Origin of the sequence: Paenibacillus sp. FSL F4-0236 (assembly GCF_038000135.1) — a bacterium.
Lineage (GTDB): Bacteria > Bacillota > Bacilli > Paenibacillales > Paenibacillaceae > Paenibacillus_AQ.
This window is the reverse complement of sequence record NZ_JBBOBK010000001.1, coordinates 5254008-5270105: the sequence shown is the minus strand read 5'-3', so window position 1 is coordinate 5270105 and position 16098 is coordinate 5254008. Positions and strand designations below refer to the sequence as shown.

At 46.7% G+C, this 16098-nt stretch carries 15 protein-coding genes; 13 read left to right on the top strand and 2 right to left on the bottom strand.

The features are described from left to right. Nucleotides 1–24 precede the first annotated feature (24 nt). From NSQ29_RS23615 to NSQ29_RS23595, 5 genes are all read left to right on the top strand, one after another. The gene (locus tag NSQ29_RS23615; protein ID WP_341126219.1) at nt 25–3180 is read left to right on the top strand and encodes a glycoside hydrolase family 2 TIM barrel-domain containing protein; all 3156 of its coding nucleotides are present in this window, start codon (nt 25–27) and stop codon (nt 3178–3180) included. Nucleotides 3181–3194: 14 nt separating this feature from the next. Further along, complete coding sequence (locus NSQ29_RS23610; protein WP_076286146.1) at nt 3195–3977, top strand: SDR family NAD(P)-dependent oxidoreductase; 783 nt, start codon at nt 3195–3197, stop codon at nt 3975–3977. A gap of 54 nt (nt 3978–4031) precedes the next feature. Further along, entirely contained in the window at nt 4032–5432 is a 1401-nt protein-coding gene (gene gcvPA / locus NSQ29_RS23605) for an aminomethyl-transferring glycine dehydrogenase subunit GcvPA (protein ID WP_339244904.1), read from the top strand. A 26-nt stretch (nt 5433–5458) separates the two neighbouring features. After that, on the top strand, nt 5459–7018 hold the full coding sequence (gcvPB, locus tag NSQ29_RS23600) for an aminomethyl-transferring glycine dehydrogenase subunit GcvPB (RefSeq protein WP_076300304.1): 1560 nt from the start codon (nt 5459–5461) through the stop codon (nt 7016–7018). A 99-nt stretch (nt 7019–7117) separates the two neighbouring features. Next, a complete protein-coding gene (locus NSQ29_RS23595; protein ID WP_340974142.1) occupies nt 7118–8353 on the top strand; it encodes an MFS transporter in 1236 nt (411 codons plus the stop codon). Between the two features lie 150 nt (nt 8354–8503). Here the strand turns inward: NSQ29_RS23595 and NSQ29_RS23590 are convergent, their stop codons facing one another. Continuing rightward, complete coding sequence (locus NSQ29_RS23590) at nt 8504–8962, bottom strand: hypothetical protein (RefSeq protein ID WP_341126218.1); 459 nt, start codon at nt 8960–8962, stop codon at nt 8504–8506. 267 nt (nt 8963–9229) lie between these two features. Here NSQ29_RS23590 and NSQ29_RS23585 point away from each other — a divergent pair, with 267 nt between their 5' ends. From NSQ29_RS23585 to NSQ29_RS23550, 8 genes are all read left to right on the top strand, one after another. Beyond that, a complete protein-coding gene (locus NSQ29_RS23585) occupies nt 9230–9574 on the top strand; it encodes a YojF family protein (RefSeq protein WP_042184926.1) in 345 nt (114 codons plus the stop codon). 23 nt (nt 9575–9597) lie between these two features. Then, nucleotides 9598–10251, top strand: a complete 654-nt coding sequence (gene bshB2 / locus NSQ29_RS23580) for a bacillithiol biosynthesis deacetylase BshB2 (protein ID WP_042193301.1) — start codon at nt 9598–9600, stop codon at nt 10249–10251. A 167-nt stretch (nt 10252–10418) separates the two neighbouring features. Further along, on the top strand, nt 10419–10583 hold the full coding sequence (locus tag NSQ29_RS23575; protein WP_341126217.1) for a hypothetical protein: 165 nt from the start codon (nt 10419–10421) through the stop codon (nt 10581–10583). A gap of 12 nt (nt 10584–10595) precedes the next feature. Then, the gene (locus tag NSQ29_RS23570; RefSeq protein ID WP_341126216.1) at nt 10596–11015 is read left to right on the top strand and encodes a hypothetical protein; all 420 of its coding nucleotides are present in this window, start codon (nt 10596–10598) and stop codon (nt 11013–11015) included. 118 nt (nt 11016–11133) lie between these two features. Continuing rightward, the gene (locus tag NSQ29_RS23565) at nt 11134–12507 is read left to right on the top strand and encodes a hypothetical protein (RefSeq protein WP_341126215.1); all 1374 of its coding nucleotides are present in this window, start codon (nt 11134–11136) and stop codon (nt 12505–12507) included. An 80-nt stretch (nt 12508–12587) separates the two neighbouring features. Beyond that, a complete protein-coding gene (locus NSQ29_RS23560) occupies nt 12588–13241 on the top strand; it encodes a M48 family metallopeptidase (protein ID WP_339271494.1) in 654 nt (217 codons plus the stop codon). A 108-nt stretch (nt 13242–13349) separates the two neighbouring features. Continuing rightward, complete coding sequence (locus tag NSQ29_RS23555; protein WP_341126214.1) at nt 13350–13907, top strand: hypothetical protein; 558 nt, start codon at nt 13350–13352, stop codon at nt 13905–13907. A gap of 24 nt (nt 13908–13931) precedes the next feature. Beyond that, a complete protein-coding gene (locus tag NSQ29_RS23550; protein ID WP_076286155.1) occupies nt 13932–14225 on the top strand; it encodes a transposase in 294 nt (97 codons plus the stop codon). 62 nt (nt 14226–14287) lie between these two features. On the opposite strand, the gene NSQ29_RS23545 is transcribed toward NSQ29_RS23550, so the two are convergent. Then, entirely contained in the window at nt 14288–16009 is a 1722-nt protein-coding gene (locus tag NSQ29_RS23545) for a cellulase family glycosylhydrolase (protein ID WP_341126213.1), read from the bottom strand. Between the last annotated feature and the right edge of the window lie 89 nt (nt 16010–16098).

Below are 16098 nucleotides of genomic sequence, written 5' to 3'. Positions count from 1 at the left end.
GAGAAAAGAGAGGAGAAATGAACCATGTCACAGCAAACTATCGGGAGGGATTGGGATGATCTTGGCATCCTTCAGCGAGGGCGGGCCAAAAGCCGGGCCTACTTCATCCCCTATTCTGACTGGTCAGGGGCACTAACTTACAATAGGGGAAGCTCCCCCTGGTTTAAATCCTTGAATGGCATATGGAAGTTCAATTATGCAAAAGGGCCAAAGTGGGCTCCGAATTATTTCTACGAGGAGGCGTATGATACTTCCGGCTGGGATGAGATTCAGGTTCCGGGGCACTGGCAGCTACAGGGATACGGAACTCCACATTATACGGACCTATATTATCCGTTTCCGGCAGACCCCCCGCATGTGCCTGACGAGAATCCGACAGGCAGTTATGTTAGAGAGTTCATGCTGCCTGAATCCTGGAACGGACGGAATGTCGCCATTAAGTTCGACGGGGTGGATAGCGCGTTTCATATCTGGGTAAACGGCAAACCGGTCGGATACAGTCAGGGCAGCCGCCTAACCTCAGAATTCGATCTCACTCCTTATGTGAAACCGGGCCACAATACTTTAGCCGTTAGAGTGTACCAATGGTCGGACGGCAGTTATCTGGAAGATCAGGATATGTGGTGGATGAGCGGAATTTTCAGAGATGTGTATCTGCTCTCCGAGCCGTCTTCGCTCCGCATTGCCGATTATCGGATTATAACGGAACTGGATGAATCAAGCCGTGATGGGATCTTGTCTGTTCATGTGAACATACAAGGGGAAGCTGCTGAACAGGGCAGTCTGCGGCTTGAACTGCTTAAACGAAGTGGTGAATCTGTTGCATGGGCTGAGGATCGGGTTACTGCAGGAAAGAATGTGCAGCTTATAATGCCGGTAGGACAGCCGGAACTGTGGAGTGCGGAATCCCCCAATTTGTACCATCTGAAGATCACTTTGTTGGATGAAAGTGGAGATACGGTAGAGATGACGGCTCAGCGGGTTGGATTCCGCACAGTTGAGGTGCGCGGCGGACAATTCCTGGTGAATGGAAAGGCGATTCAACTCAAAGGAGTCAACCGTCACGATCATCACCCGGATACAGGTCGCACAGCCACCGTCTCCACCATGCTACAGGACATCAAGATGATGAAGCAGCACAATATTAACGCTGTAAGAACCGCGCACTACCCGAATGATCCCCGGTTCTATGATCTGTGTGATGAGTACGGCTTATATGTTATGGAAGAGACCGATCTGGAGACACACGGATTCGAACTGCTAGGCAACATTTCCAGACTCAGCGATGATCCTGCCTGGCAGGAAGCCTACGTGGAGCGCGTTCAGCGAATGGTTGAGCGCGACAAGAATCATCCTTCCGTGATCTTCTGGTCGCTTGGGAATGAGTCCGGCTTCGGCTGCAATTTCCGGGCGATGGCGCAGTGGTGCAGAGAAGCTGACCCAACACGGCTTATTCATTACGAAGAAGATCGCGAAGCTGAGGTCTGTGATGTGGTAAGCACGATGTACTCCTCCGTTGAGAAGATGGAAGGCTTCGGTCAGTTGACTGATCATCCGAAGCCGCATATTCTGTGTGAATTCGCGCATGCCATGGGCAACGGCCCCGGTGGATTAAGACCTTATTTTGATACTTTTGACAAGTACGATAGACTGCAGGGCGGCTTTGTGTGGGAATGGATTGACCACGGGCTGAGCTGGAAGACAGCGGATGGGAAGGCTGATTATGCTTATGGCGGGGACTTCGGGGATGTGCCCAATAACAGCAACTTCGTTATAGATGGTCTAGTCCGGCCGGACCGAACGCCATCACCGGGCCTGCTTGAATATAAGAAAATTATCGAGCCGGTTCGCGTTGAGTATATAAGCAGGAACAAGGTTAATGTGATTAACCGCTATGATTTCCTGACACTGGATCACCTATATGCTGATTGGAGCATTACCATGGATGGACGTACCGTTCAAAGCGGGGTTCTTGCACTGCCAGAGATTGAAGCGGGCGGACAGGCAGAAGTGGAGATTCCTTATGACCACAGTCTTGATGCTCTCCTTCGCAGTGAGGATGCGGAACAGTGGCTGAACATCAGCTTCTCGATCGCCGCTGACTGTCTTTGGGCGGAGCAGGGGCATGAAGTGGCTTGGGCTCAGTTTCTAATGCAGGATGAGTTGGGAAATCGTGTTGGCGATAATCATACAGGGCATTCAGATGACCATTCCAATGCTGCTATCGGGATGAGAAGTCAGCAGATCAGGCGGAATCTTCACTGCACAGAAGCTGCTGGACAGATCATTCTCACAAATGAGGACTTCCGGATGATCTTTGACACGCGGAGCGGGCGAATCGATTCGCTTCGTCTGAATGGCAAGGAACTAATGAAAGCCGGACCGCGGCTGAATTTCTGGCGTGCACCGATCGACAATGACATGTATGTGCTACCGGACTGGCGCAAAGCACACCTGGACCGGCTAACAGAACGTGTTGATGAGGTTAGCTGGGCCTGGCTTGATGAAGGGAACATCCGCATCACTGTGAGTTCAAGGATTGCTCCGCCAGTTTTTGATTGGGGTTTCCGGTGTGTAATCACCTATACCGTAAACAGTATAGGGCAAATCACTATGGATGTGCAGGGCACACCGGAGGGCAAGCCGCCAGAAATGCTGCCTAAGATTGGACTCCAGATGGAGATTCCGGGCGACATGGATCGGGTGAAATGGTATGGCAGGGGACCTGGTGAGAATTATTCGGACAGCAAAGAGGCAGGCCGTGTTGGAGTGTACACAGCTTCAATTGATGGACTATTCACTCCATATATATATCCGCAGGAGAATGGGAACCGGATGGATGTCAGATGGATATCCGTCACAGACGCATCCGGACTTGGTCTACTTGCTGCGGGTATTCCGACGCTTGAATTCAGCGCGCGCCGTTATACGGACAAGGATCTTGAAGAGGCACAACATGCAAGCGAGCTTGTTCCGCGTGACTTCGTCACGCTGAATCTGGATTACCGGCAGAATGGGCTGGGCAGCAACAGTTGTGGACCTGCCCAGATGCCGGATCATAAGGTAACATCGGAAGCTTTTACATTCCGTATTCTGCTTACTCCGTTTTTATCAGAAGATACCACGCCAGAGTGGCTTGGTAGACAAATGCTGTACGGGTTACCACAATCGCATCAATGAGAGGAGGGGACAGTATGCTCCACACACAGGATGTACTCAATTTAAGCGGAAAGATAGCTGTTGTTACCGGAGGTGCTTCAGGTATTGGCCTTGCTACGGCCGGACTGCTTGCGGATTTCGGAGCACATGTGGTTGTGCTGGACATCAATGTAAGGCAAGGGGAGCAGGCTGTTCATGAGATGAAAGAGCGGGGAAGGAAAGCAAGCTTCCACCGCTGCGATGTCTCCTCTTCGGAGGACTGTAAGCGTGCTGCCTCAGAGATTGAGAACGCGTACGGCAAGGTCGATATTCTGTTCAATAATGCGGGGATTATCCGCCGTAAGACCGTTGTCGAGCTTGAGGAAGCCGACTGGGATCTGGTAATGGATGTATCACTTAAGGGAGTTTATCTACTCTCCAAATATATAATCCCGGTGATGGAGCGCGGAGGCGGTGGCAGTATCATTAATACCGGCTCCGGCTGGGGCCTTAAAGGCGGGGACCGTGCCGCTTCCTACTGTGCAGCCAAGGCTGGAGTGGTCAATCTCACCCGAGCCATGGCTATTGACCACGGTCCCGCGAACATTCGCGTGAACTGCGTGTCCCCAGGTGACACGGATACGCCGCTTTTACGCGATGAAGCCAAGCAGCTTCAACAGGACGAAGCTACTTTCCTCGTAGCCTCTGCTGGGGGACGTCCATTGGAGCGATTGGGTACACCACGTGATATCGCAAATGCGGTATTGTTCCTAGCTAGCGATCTGTCTTCCTGGGTCACCGGAAGCGTACTTGTTGTGGATGGCGGCGGCATTGCCTAACGGTTAAAGAAATAAATACTAGAAATCAACCTTTTAAGGACGGAGGCGTTAACCTTGTCTGAACACAGAACTTATGCCCATCCCTATATCCCGAATACAGCACCGGAAGTCCGTGAGGCAATGCTGAAGGAAATCGGCCTGAGCTCCGTCGACCAGCTGCATGATGCAATTCCAGACAGTCTGAAGCTTAAGCGGGAGATGAATCTTCCTCCAGCTATGAATGAATATGAGCTTCGTCGACATATCGAGGCTCTGCTTGCGAAGAACAAGCATGGCGCCGATTATATCAACTTTCTCGGGGCTGGCTGCTGGCAGCATTTCGTTCCGGCTGTATGCGACGAAATTAATCAGCGCTCGGAGTTCGTGACGGCTTATGCAGGAGAGCCTTACGAAGACCACGGCCGATTTCAGTCCTTGTTCGAGTATCAGAGCCTGATGGCCGAACTCGTCGATATGGACGTAGTTAATGTCCCTACCTTCGACTGGGCACAGGCAGCCTCCACGGCCATCCGAATGGCAGGTAGGATTACAGGCCGCAGGATTGCGCTGCTCTCCAGATCCGTCGATCCGGATAAAGCCAAGATCATTACCAATTACTGTACACCTGTAATGGAGATAAGGTACGTGGAGATTGATTCGGTGACAGGAAAAATAGATTTGGATGATCTGCAGGGCAAGCTTGAGGAAGGAGCGGCGGCGTTCTACTTCGAGAATCCAGGTTATCTCGGAATTATTGAGGATCAGGGTGCTGAAATATCTGAGCTTGTGCACGTGGTAAATGCTATCTCTATTGTGGGCGTTGATCCGATCTCCCTTGGCGTACTGGAACCTCCAAGCCGTTATGGCGCTGATATTGTCTGTGGGGATTTGCAGCCGCTGGGCATGCATATGAACTATGGTGGGGGTCAAGCCGGATTCATCGCTACCCGGGATGAAGAGACTTATGTGATGGAATATCCGTCCCGCCTGTTCGGTATTGTTCCTACTGAAGTGGAAGGTGAATATGGCTTCGGTGATGTAGCCTATGAGCGTACATCCTTTGCCCAACGGGAGAAGGGGAAAGAGTCGGTGGGAACACAGACAGCCCTGTGGGGAATTACCGCCGGAGTTTATCTATCCCTGCTTGGACCAGTGGGGATGCAGGAAGTAGGGGAGACCATTATACAGAAATCTCAATATGCGGCGAATAAGCTGTGTGCCATTCCCGGGGTCTCTTTGCGCTTTAAAGATACAGCCTTTTTCAAAGAATTTGTCTTAGATTTCAACGAGACTGGAATATCTGTTGCTGAGATTAACAAGCGTCTTTTGGAAGTAGGGATTTTCGGAGGAAAAGATATATCCTCCGCATATCCCCAGTGGGGACAATGTGCTCTGTACTGCGTAACTGAAATTCATATGCAGGCAGATCTGGACCGGCTTGCCTCAGCTATCGAGAACATTGTCTGCAAGAATTAATAGTACAGAAGAGTAGGAGGAAAGCCATGAAACGGATTCGTAGAGATCATAAGGTACGCCGCTTTCACCAGGCCAAATGGGATGAACCGGTGATCTTCGAGCTTCACCGATCGGGTGAGCGCGGAGTGATCCCGCCGGGCACCGAGGCTGGGATTGCCGAGGTTGTCGGTCAAGGCTCCGCCCGAATTCCATCAGCGATGCGGCGAAAAGAAGCACCGGCGCTGCCCGAGATCGGTCAGGCCAAAGTTCTTAGGCATTATTTAAGACTCTCTCAAGAGACTTTGGGTTCCGACCTTAATGTAGAGATCGGACAGGGGACATGTACGATGAAATATATTCCCCGTATCAATGAAATGCTTATACGTACCCCAAATCTGATGGAACTGCATCCTCTGCAGGATGCTGGATCCGTTCAAGGAATTCTGGAAATCTACTATAGGCTGGACCAGGCGATGCGTGAAATATCAGGGATGAATGCTTTCTCGTTCCAGCCAAGCAGTGGCACCCAGGCCTTGCTGGCCATGGCTTCCATTGTACGCGCATATCATGATTCACGTGGCGAGGGAGACCAGCGGGATGAGATCATTACGACGATCTTTTCACATCCGTCCCAAGCGGCGACCGCAGCTGTTAAAGGATATAAGATTATCACACTGCATCCTGACGAAGACGGATTCCCGGATCTTGAGAAGCTGAAGAATGCCATTTCTGAACGCACGGCGGGTTTCGTCGTGGCCAATCCGGAAGACACAGGTATATACAATCATCGTATCCGTGAGTTCACGGACGTGGTTCATGAAGCAGGAGGAATCTGCTTCTACGATCAGGCGAACGCGAATGGGCTGCTGGGTATCACCCGGGCCAAGGAAGCCGGGTTTGACATGTGCTTCTTCAACCTGCATAAGACCTTTGCGGCACCTCACATGTGTGGAGGGCCGGCTACAGGCGCTCTTGGGGTAACCGATTCCCTTAAGCGTTTCCTGCCCGGTCCGCTTGTTGACTGGGACGGCAGTCGTTATGTCCTTGTAGAGCAAAGCGGTGATAGCATCGGCAAAGTCCGCAGCTTCCACGGCGTGGCCCAGACTGTACTTCGTTCCTACGCTTGGATTATGAGTCTGGGGCCAGACGGTCTTAAGAATGTGGCCCAAATCGCTGTACTGAATAATAACTACCTGTATCACAAAATTCTGCAAATCCGCGGAGCCAGCGCTCCTTACATCAAAGGTCGACGTCTTGAACAGGTAAGGTACAGTTGGAAGCAGCTTACGGATGAGACTGGGGTAACGACAGAAGACATCACCCGCCGGATGTGTGATTTCGGCCTGCATTATTGGACTTCCCATCATCCGTACATCGTTCCGCAGCCGTTCACCCTGGAGCCGACTGAATCTTATTCGAAGGAAGATCTTGATGAATATATCGAGGCGCTGTCCCATATTTCGAATGAAGCTTACACGCAGCCGCATATCGTCAAATTAGCTCCGCACAACAGCACCGTTCACCGGAATGTGGAATCTTCTCTTGATGATCCTGCAAAGTGGTGTATTACATGGCGGGCTTATCTAAAGAAGACACAGCCGGAATAGGGCTTGGTCCCTACAATTAAAATATACATTTGAAAGTAGAGGGGCTCCGTTTGGAGCCCTTCCTATTTGACTGTATCACCAAAGAAAGGGGTTATGGGTATGTCTGGGTATATGAGGAACTTGCTGCGCCTGTCTGTCGGCGTCCGCCGGTTTCTTATGACCGAAGCCATGTATGGCATCGGCATCGGTATGTATTCGCTAGTTCTTAATTTGCATTTGCTGTCCAAAGGAATGAAGGAGGATGAAATCGGGCTGCTCATGTCCATAGGTATACTGATCATGGGTGCATTGGCTATTCCTGTATCCATATCGGCAAACCGTATAGGTCGTAAAAAGCTGCTAGTATCCGGCATCATGTTTATAGCGGCAGGAAGTGCACTTTATGCGATTGGCAATCATTCCGGCATATTCTATTTGGCTCAAACTTTGGTCTCGATTGGCCTTACTCTTGTGGAGACGACTGAGGTGCAGTTGCTATTTCACTATTGTGGCTCGCGCAAGGAAGAAGCAAGTGCCTTCTCCCTGATGTTTGCCGTGTTTACGGCATTTACAGGGGCAGGAACCCTGGCTGCCGGATACTTGCCGAATTCGGCTGATAGCGGGGATGGGTATGGGCTAACGCTGCTGCTTGCTGCACTGGTTTTCGTTGTTCACAGTATGATTAGAGGACTCTGGCTTCCCTCTGAGGGGAGGGAAAGCGAAACGGTTAGAACCTCTGAAGTTCTGGAAGTGAACCGTGAAGTCTCTAGCTTGAGGAAAAAGCTGCCTTCCGGCACACTCTGGCTGTTCTCGGTATTCATGGCCCTGCTCGGAGGAGCGATAGCCATCACTGGGTCATTTCTTAATGTAATTGTGAAGTATAGACTGAACTGGATGGATGATAAAGTGTCCATTCTGCTGGCGGTAAGCGGAGTTGTTTTGTTTGCAGCTTCTTTAATGACGCCTTATGTATTAGAGCGTTTCGGCCACAATGTGGCGATCGTATCTGTCTTTTTGGTTAACATACTCGTGTTCGCCTTATTATCCTGGGCTATGCCGGTCTGGATGTTCACAATCGTGTTTCTGGTTCGCGGGGGAGGGCTTACGATGCTGTCTAATCTGCTGGATAGTCAGTTGATGTCTGCCTTTAAGGAGCGGGAGAGGAATCTCTACGCAGGGATGAGATCCGTATTTCGGAGCCTCGGATCATCCGGCGCCGCTCTGCTTACGGGATGGATTTTGATTGGACAGGATTATGAAATCCCCTTTTTTCTGACATCTGTAGTATTGCTTCTCTGTCTGGTTTATTATATCTGGTTCATCCGCCCAATTCTGGATAAAAGGCTGAAAGAATGAATGGCTGAATACAATTTTCATAAGTAATTCAATCTGGACAGCAGTGTGAATAAATATATAAGGGGCTGTCCAAAAATCCATGTAAAATGGATATAGGACGCCCCTTTGCATTGAAGTAGGCTTTCGCTTTTCCTTCTAACATAACCTGCATTAAATCCATCCAAAGAAGAACTTATATCTTATGGGCTTGTTGTTTCTTTGTGCCCACTCCCTAATTTCGTTCATGCCATTAACCGTATTCTCTTTTTTAAAAGTAAAGTACAGCTGTATTGGAACTAACTTTTTATCAACAGTCTTAAATCCAATTCGTTCACCATCGATAAACACTGAACTTATTTCATCCGCATCGTATCTTTTCTTATTTAAAGAAATAATAAAATTGTCGCCAAGTGTAATACTCTTGGAACTGAGCAATCGATAGAGTGAAAATATGATAATAATGAATATAAAGATGAACCATATTCTTGGAAAGAAGAACAGGAAGTCAGGTATGCGACTAGTACTATTATACATAGTAATTATTAAGGAAACTTCTAAAAAACACATTGCAATTAGTGTTTTCATTACGTTTGGATATTTGATTGAAAGAGACGTTTCATGAAATCCCAAGTCACTCCATCCTTTCTCCTAATTCAAAGGCTCCACAATGATTTTACCATATATTGTGATCTCAGTGCTTGATCAAGCTACGCGGGCTAATGCTCTTTTTTTATGTGTAAGGCCTCTTCTCAGGAGTGACCATTGAATTACAAACCTTTGGAAGTTATACTTTGATGAGAAATACGGACCCGCTTATCCTTTAACAGATCCGTCCTTAATAGGGTAGGGATCTTATTTTTCGTAGGTATAATTTCATTCAGATATGGAGGCGTAACCTTGCAGCTAATTAATCAATCCGAAATACAAGAGAGGATCGACCTGCTTAAAGATCAGGATCTATATATCCATCTTGAGATGACGACGGGAGCATACGCTGCCCATTTCGATAGTTCTAAGCACCCAGCGGCTACTTTCATTACTAATGCTGTGATCCGATATTCTCATGGTTCGATTTCCGGTCATGGACCTTATCGCGTAGGCCTAAAAATGTCACAAGGCTGGGTGTACTCGGAAGGACTAACTCACTATGAAGAGAGTGAGACCGAAAGATTAATTCTGGCCGGTCATGACAGCCAAGGCAAACTGGTCGTATCCTTGCAATTAAGCCGGGAGCCGTTCTAATGGTAGAGGAGATGAGGAGTTCAGTGGAAAGACATATTCTAGTTATATTACCGCATCCGGATGACGAGGCCTTCGGTATATCCGGAACGCTTGCCAAGCATGTGCAAAACGGCACCCAAGTCACCTACGCTTGTCTGACACTTGGAGAGATGGGCCGGAATATGGGCGTGCCGCCATTTGCGAATCGGGTAACCCTCCCAGAGATCCGTAAAAAGGAGCTGGAAGAATCCTGCCGAGCGATTGGAATACAGGATTTGAGAATGCTTGGTTTCCACGATAAAACGATTGAATTTGAAGATCAAGCTCTGCTCGAGGGCCATATTGATGCGCTTCTGAAGGAGCTTAACCCCTCACTGGTCATTACATTCTATCCGGGGTACAGCGTTCATCCCGATCATGATGCTACCGGAGCTGCAGTGGTTCGAACGGTTGGAAGAATGCCCAAGGCAGAGAGACCTCCTGTTCACTGTATAGCTTTCGCCAATAATATTGAAGAGATTGGAAAGCCTCAGGTAATCATTGAAGTGAAAGATTTCCTGAAGCAAAAGATGGCATCCATTCAGGCGCATAAATCCCAATTCCAAGCCGCTGAACTGTTAGGCAGCAAAACGCTAGAGGATAAAGAAATCCAAGATCGTTTTGGAACAGAGCATTTCTGGATCTATCCATTTGAATGATAATAAGTCCGAGCATAAACGCTCGGGCTTTTTCTTTGGGGCCCACTACCGTGGGCAGGCTTCATTTCCTAATATAAGATTTGAATATCTGTGCCTTTTTTCAAATATATGGTAAGGTTTAGGGGGATCAACCAAACCGGTTTCGTCAGGCCAGGAGGTGTATTCGTTTGAAAAAATCATATTTCAATCTCATTTGTGGAATAGTCATTCTTTTGCTGGTATTCACTGCATGCAGTAAGGAAGGACCCAAGTATGCTGAGCTTTTCACACATGTGGAAGAGCATCGGGCTGTGTTCATGCAGCCGCGTGAAGCAGGGCTTGCTGCTTTGTAAATTGCGGATGCAGTGGGTGAATACGATACAACCTTGGGTACAATTATGCAGGATGATATCTTATCCGTGAATCAAAAGGAGTTTATACAGCAGATTGTGGTAGATGTTAAGACCAATAAAATCGTTGGTTACCGGGTAGGAACGGTCTTTCCCAGATCGGAAAGTGGTTATCAAGATGCGAGAGAACTGGTACTTGCTTTTATGAACCAATACAAACCTGCGGATGAGGAGGCGGCTGACAAAGTCGAAAAATCCATCCAAACGATTGACAGGATGGCTCTTCCGCTAAAGCCATTAACAGGCTCTATCGAAGAGTCATGGTCATACGGCAAGGACGAGGATAAATTGTATATAATCTACAGAATGTCGACCAGTTTTCAAAGTGATGATGAATTGCCTTTGAACTTTTATTTCAGCTATGAGGGGGAGTAAGGAACGAAGAAATAAGATGTGATTTACAAAAAAATACACAAAGACTATTATATTTCTATAGGGAATTATATCCTTTTTTTCCTAAACAATTGTTCGGACTAAATAACTGGAGGATCAAATGAAAAAGCACGACAAAATCATTTCCTTCATCTTCATACTTGTTATGATGGTGACGGCTATTTACTGGGCCATTTCGACTCAGAGCTGGACCATGCTGGGCACCCTCGCTTCTGTGGTCTGTTTCGGGCTTTTTGTGCTATTGGGGCTCCGCACTATACCTGTATTGACGGATTTTGTTTTGACGAATCCAGCACCTGAAGTGACTTGGAAGAGTAAGGAGCAGGATAGAAGACAGGCTTGGCTTTATATTATTGGATGGATATTGGCGAGTCGTATCCTGCTTATGCTCATCGGGTATTCATTTTTGATCATACAGAATGGCTATTCAGGTGGTCTGCTTAGCAAAATGGCAGAGACTTGGCATATCTCTGGAATTGATGCTTCTAGTTATTTGGGCATTGCTGAGAATGGATACGTGACCGAGGGTGATGCGAGATTCCATATCGTGTTCTTTCCCTTTTTTCCAAATTTAATAAGAGTAGTTCAGGCATTCGTAGGGAATTATCTCGTTTCTGGATTCATCGTTTCAAATATCACTTCAATTGTCGCAGCCCTGGTCGCTTATGAGCTTGCTGCACTAGACATGCATCGAAAGAATGCCATGCGGGTCGTGAAATACATTTTCATATTCCCTGCCGCGTTCTTTTTCTTCATTCCGATGACCGAGGCTCTATTTCTGGCATTATCTTTGATGTGTTTATATTTTGTGAGAAAAAAGGAATGGCTGATCGGATGCTTATGCGGTGCACTTGCAGCTTATACACGTTCTCCCGGAGTGCTTCTGATTGTACCGGTTGCGATTGAATTTGGACGGGATCTGATGGGCAACTATAAGCTATTAAGTAAAAAAGTCTTTATACATAGAATCATCAGCGCTGTATGTTTTCTCGCTATTATATCAACGGGCTTGCTGGCCTATCTGTTTATTAATTATCACGTGACGGGAAATGCGTTTCAGTTCAGTATTTACCAGAGAGAGCATTGGTCTCAGCGGTTTTATCTCTTTTTTGATACGGTAAGATATCAGATGGAATACGCTGTGGGCACCTTTAAGAGTGGAGATAGCCGTTCTTTTCTCGGCTTATGGCTGCCTAATTTAATCGCTATATTCTCAGCACTAATTATCATGTTCATGGGTGCAAAAAAGATACGACCTTCATACACCGCCTATTTCATCGTGTATTTTGCGTTCGTAGTGGGAGCTACCTGGCTGCTGTCAGCCCCGCGGTATTTGCTTGTTGCATTTCCACTAGCTTTTGCTGCTGTCGCGCTCACTGAAGAGAAATCAAAGGATGCTATCCTTACTGTAGTTTCTGTTGCGGGGAGTCTTTTGTATTTAGCGATGTTTGTGGCAGGATATCCAGTGTATTGATGAATCATGTTAAAATAGGGGGACGCTTAAACGCGTTCTCCTTTTTTTTTGCGAATAACCTTATAGAAACGATGGTGGGTATGAAGATTGAGTACGACAATCAGGTGATCGAGTTTAATGTTCAATATGGAAACGGCAAGAAAATCTCCATTCACATAGATTCTTCAGGGCGTATAACGCTCAAAGCTCCCAAGAAAACAAGTGAAGAGACGATCAAAAGCGTGGTAGAGCGTAATGGGAAATTAATAGTGGAGAAGCTGCAAAGTATTGAAGCGAACCGAGAAACACCAAAGCTCAAAGAGTATGAAGACGAGGGTAAGTTCCTGTATCTAGGCAAATATTATTCGCTGCAAGAGCTAATAGAGACAGGGGATTTAAATGAGGAAGAGCTTAAACTTAAGCTGAAGAAATTCTATTTCGCTAGCTGTAAGAAGGTTGTAGCTGAACGGATCAATAAATATCAGACGCAGCTTAGAGTAAAGCCAAAGACGATTGACATTGTTGAGTCTAGAACCAAGTGGGGAAGCTGTAGCTCGGATAAAAAGCTAACCTTTAACTATCGCCTAGCGATGGCTCCAGTGGAAGTTATCGATTATGTAATCATCCATGAACTGTGTCATTTACTTCATATGAATCATGACCGCTCTTTTTGGCGAAAGGTTGGAAGCCTCATGCCGGATTATAAGGAGAAGGAAGAGTATTTGGCTAGATATGGGCGTGCTATGACGCTGTGATAATCAGAGATTAATTCAGATGGTCCATTTTCTGGTGAATAAAAGGAAGGGAAGAGGTAAAACTATGTTCACAAAATAGAACTGGAAGAAATTTAAATGCGGAGGTAAATGATGACACAGAATAAAGGAAATTCACAACGCCAGATTCGAACTTCAATTCTTTGTTTGATCTGTGCCTGCACCGTCCTATTAAGTGGCTGCTCTAAAGCTGCCAATGAAACCACACAAGTAACTCCAACACCTATAACAGAAGCCACTGCACCTGCGACTACGAACAATGCAACAGAACAACCCAATGCATCATCCGGTACAAATACAGAGGGACTTCCGGCGGATGTTAGCGTTCAGAGAGTCATTAAGGAAGTCACTTTAAAGGACGGCTATCATAAAAAGATTGAGCTGCTGACAGACGGAGGCAAGCGGGTTACCATTACGGATCCGAGCCAAAAGATTGTTTTGCAGCAGATTGAATATGATGGGAAGATTACTACGTCTAATGGTAAACAGGTTACCGTTAAAGTCGAAGGTGGGGGAGAGCAGACCCTAACCATCCCCGATCATGTAGTGATCGAAGATGAGGACAAGCTTGGACTGATGCCAGGTGTTGATATCGAGTGGACAGTGAATGCCGAGGGGCAAATCGAAAGTGTTGAACTGGAGGATTAAAGAGATACTGAGGTGGCTGGCTAAATGAAATTTCTAATCGTATTTGGCAGTATAGTGGTTCCCGTCGCCATGCTAATGATACAACGGAAATGGATAAAGTGGCGTATTGTTTTTAATGTAACTTCTGTGTTGTCTACGCTTATTTTAGGTAATATTTCTGCCCTAGCTATATATGAAATATTAAGAGATAACACGGTATTTATGACCTCGATCCATGCGATTTTTTTGAATCCAATGTTTCTTTTAACGGGAGCATATCTTGGAGTATATCTGGTCTATCGCTTGATGTTGATGACGTATGAAGAAGTATATGTATGATGTAGTTAAAAAAAAGAGTGTCCCCGTGAAGGGACACTTCTTTTTATGTTATACAGCGAAAGTTAAGAAGACTTTCCTACAACGTTTGTTCCACTCTTCGTGATCTTGTACGTAAGGATATCACCATTCCAGAAGTGGAATTTCAAGATGACCTCTCCATCTTTAACATCTTTAAAGAAGGCTGGAAGCAGCTTGATTTCTTTCGTGTTATAAGAGGGTGAGAACGTATTGCCGAACTCCTTGAATGGTGTCCAGTCTTGCGGGCCTGCATTGCCACCAGCGGTATAGACAGCCTCCATCGTGGCAAGCTGGTTACCATTAAAGGTAGTTGGAATCGCAAACGATTCAGTCGTACCTTTGGCATCACTTAATTTGGCAGTGTCATTCACGATGATCTTTAGTCTCCACGCAACACCTTTGTTGAATTTCAACGTTAACACAGCATTTTCACCGTATTTTTGGGAAGCTGTGAGTTTTTTGAGTTGGCTGGCTTTGAGTGTGAGCTCCTCGCCATTCAAGGTGTAATCTTTTCCCTTTGTTAGATACTTCCCATTTGCACTAATCGTGGTTAGCTTATTGCCGTTTAGGTTCAGCTTCACCTTGGTGTCTTTGATCGCTGCACCTTTTTTTAGATAGACCAGATCGCTTTCAGTGCTGGAGGAACGTTCCTTCAGACCAGACATTAATACACCCTGCAGCTCAGAATCGGACCACTTATACGTTTTGCGGTTGAAATGCTGCCCATTATCCCAGAGCATGGAGGTCATTTTCTTTTCTTTTAAATAATAGGTAAGGTACTCGAAGAATTTCAGCTTCTCGCCTTGTTCAATCACACCTGTATCTTTATCGAATCCTAGCAGTCCAAACTCACCAACGATAACAGGGATTCCTTTGGCTACGAATGTGTTGTAAACGTTATCAAAAGTTTGGATGATATCGTTTTTTGTATCTTTTTCAAACGTGGTGTAACCAGCGATATTCACACTGAACGGCCAGAAGCCATAGTAGTGAACGGTCGCAATTATGTTCGGATCGTTAAGAGCTGTAATCGTCTTGTAGAGCTGTTCCATTCTAGGTTGGGTAGGAGAAGTCTCTAATGAAGGTAGCACTAGCGGACGGACATCATTTTTTCCACCTGAGTTTCGAACGATCTGATGGAAGGAATTGTTGAGCTCTGCAAGCATCTGTTCCATCTTCGCTTCATCCGTACTTCCGCCATCTGTGAAACGAGGTTCATTAATGCTTTCGAAACTCAGCTTATCGGATTTATCCTTGAAGCGGTCAGCAATTTGAGTCCATGCTGCATTATAACGCGCCAGCGTCTCATCATGCTTCTCTTCCATATGACTTACCCATAACCAGGAGTCGTGATGGACATTGATCATTACATATAACTTGGCGTCTAGCGCCCAGTCTACAACTTCTTCGACACGGTCGAGGTAAGTTTGATCAATGGTGTAGTTCGGTGCTTCACCTATGTGTGAATCCCAAGTGATAGGAATCCGGATACTTTTGTAGCCTTGTGCGGCGATTTTCTTAATCAGTTCTTGGGTCACACGCGGATTGCCCCAGGAGGTTTCATCCTCACCTGTAGCATCTAGAGTATTGCCAAGGTTCCATCCGGGCTGCATATCGTCTACATAGGATTGGATCTTACTCTTTGGTGCTGCCTTAGCTTGTTGCTCGTCCTTAGTGGCAGCGGCGGCAATGGATGAGAACAAAGAGAGCAGAAGAGCGGTGACAAGGGTCAATGATAAGAATGATTTCTGGATTCGAGTAGTCATTGAATTCTCCTTTGTAAGATCATTTTTGAGGATGCTTAAACCTGACCTTCCGTAGTACTTTGGTGCTTAGATGAATACGTACACCTCCA